Raw genomic sequence first — 1,706 nt, 5'->3', positions numbered from 1 at the left:
ATTCCCACCACGGTCCACTGCTAGGGGCGAGCCTGGGATATCGGTCGCTGGACGGTATAGTCCCCTTCGCGTCCAACGCGAGAGAGCGTGAGAGACCGGCGATCACTCCCACGCACCCTCACGTTCAGGTGAAATGGTCCCCTACCTCTCCACCCGGTCTTCGAGCAGCCTCCGGATCGCCCGGAGTTCCTCCAAAGCCGCGTCTGCTGCCGCCGGCGGCGCTTCCGGCTCCTCCTCGACCGCGACCGGCCCGCCCCTCCGCACAAAGCCCATGATCTTCTCCTGGAGGTCTCCTGCGTCCTCGATCCCGTTGAGGACGATCTCAGCCCGGGCCTGGGCCGAGTAGCCCGCGGTCTGGACCCGGAGCGCCGAGAAGGAGAAGAACCGCATCAGGGGGCCCTGGGCGATATCGACGTTCGTGATCCGGTTGTAGGGGACGATGCCGGTCTGCCTGAACCAGACCCCCCGCTGCCAGGTGATCTCGGTGACGGTGAGCCGGTAGGAGATGCTCCTGTAGTAGAGCGGAATCCAGTAGAGGGTGAATAGAACGATGCCAAGGATAGGTACTCCCGTGACGGCGGCGACGACCGCCGGGGCCGCGAGGATGGCGGGGACCAGCCAGGGCAGGACGAAGATGACGATGGTCAGGGTCAGATATACGTAGAGGTACGACCGGTACTGCGGTGCCGGTCCAAATGCCTCTCCTATGCGGACAGGGGTGAGGGGCATGGTTATCACCTATCCCTCTCGATCCTGGACGGTTAAGCCTTCCTGCCCGGCCTGATCCTTGCGGAGGATGCAGCGGTCGGCTCCGTCCCCGAAGTAGGCCGGGCAGAACGCCACCCCTCCAAATCCTTGCCGCTCGTAGAGCGCCCGGGCCGCATGGTTCGTTGGCGCGACCGAGAGGTAGACCTCCTCCGCTCCGCTCTCCCGGAGTATGCCGGTGACGGCGTCGATGAGCCGTCCTCCACATCCCCGCTGCCGGTGCTGCCCCGCCACCACCAGCCTGACGATCCAGCCCGTGGCCGGCCGGTGCTGCACGAGAGCACCGATGGTATAGCCGACGACTCTCCCTTCGTGCTCTGCGACAAGGAAGGTCCCGGCGAAGAGGACGCCGGCCTGCCTGATGAAGACCTCGGGCTTGCAGTCCCCCGAACTGTTCTCCTGCTCAAGGGCGGAGACCCCCGGGAAGTCTGATTCGCGGTACCCCCTGATGATCAGGTCCATGCCGGTGTATTGGCCCTTACCGGTGAAAAAAGAGGCGGCCGCCCCCGGCCGCCCGCTTCAGGGTCTCATGCCCGCCTGGATCATGTCACGTGCCATTTTGTAGGTCTCGACCTTGTACTGCATCATCTCGATCCGGTGCTCTTTCATCCTGATGTGGGACTCAATCATCCGGATCATCAACTGCCGCATCTGGTCTTCGTCGAGGAGGTCAAACATCCTCTCGAGGAGCATACCGTGGGCGGCGTATCCGCCATAGTGTGTCATGCCATATTCCCCCCTTATATTGGCCTTACCTGTGCTGGGCAAGGCCGGGCATCCCTGTGCCCGCCAGGCAATAAATACCTTATGGGGGTATGGCTGCCTCACCGGCGGGCTGCGGAAATCCCGCCGCCTTCGGCCCAGTTCTCTGCCGGCGGCTCGTAGACGGCGATACAGACATCGTCTGGGGGAACCCCGGGATCGCGGGCGAGATGTTCCAC

At 64.0% G+C, this 1,706-nt stretch carries 3 protein-coding genes; all 3 read right to left on the bottom strand.

What is annotated here, in order from left to right; all coding sequences use genetic code 11:
* Positions 1–141: 141 nt before the first annotated feature.
* Genes BP858_RS03265 through BP858_RS03255 form a run of 3 tightly spaced genes read right to left on the bottom strand, consistent with a single transcriptional unit; the run spans position 142 to position 1,491 of the window.
* Positions 142–729 carry a PH domain-containing protein gene (locus tag BP858_RS03265; protein ID WP_286878828.1) on the bottom strand — a complete coding sequence of 196 codons (588 nt, stop codon included), beginning with the start codon at positions 727–729 and terminating at the stop codon, positions 142–144.
* 9 nt (positions 730–738) lie between these two features.
* Positions 739–1,227: a GNAT family N-acetyltransferase gene (locus tag BP858_RS03260; protein WP_286878827.1), complete on the bottom strand. Its 489-nt coding sequence runs from the start codon at positions 1,225–1,227 to the stop codon at positions 739–741.
* A gap of 57 nt (positions 1,228–1,284) precedes the next feature.
* On the bottom strand, positions 1,285–1,491 hold the full coding sequence (locus BP858_RS03255; protein ID WP_062261479.1) for a hypothetical protein: 207 nt from the start codon (positions 1,489–1,491) through the stop codon (positions 1,285–1,287).
* Between the last annotated feature and the right edge of the window lie 215 nt (positions 1,492–1,706).

This window comes from Methanoculleus sp. UBA413, assembly GCF_002502935.1.
Taxonomy (GTDB): Archaea; Halobacteriota; Methanomicrobia; order Methanomicrobiales; family Methanoculleaceae; genus Methanoculleus; species Methanoculleus bourgensis.
The sequence above is the reverse complement of the archived record's forward strand: the minus strand, read 5'-3'. Positions and strand labels throughout refer to the sequence as shown.

Excerpts from the sequence above, each read along its gene's own strand:
- BP858_RS03255 (WP_062261479.1), bottom strand. The coding sequence starts at position 1,491 with ATGACACACTATGGCGGATACGCCGCCCACGGTATGCTCCTCGAGAGG.
- BP858_RS03265 (WP_286878828.1), bottom strand. The coding sequence starts at position 729 with ATGCCCCTCACCCCTGTCCGCATAGGAGAGGCATTTGGACCGGCACCG.
- BP858_RS03260 (WP_286878827.1), bottom strand. The coding sequence starts at position 1,227 with ATGGACCTGATCATCAGGGGGTACCGCGAATCAGACTTCCCGGGGGTC.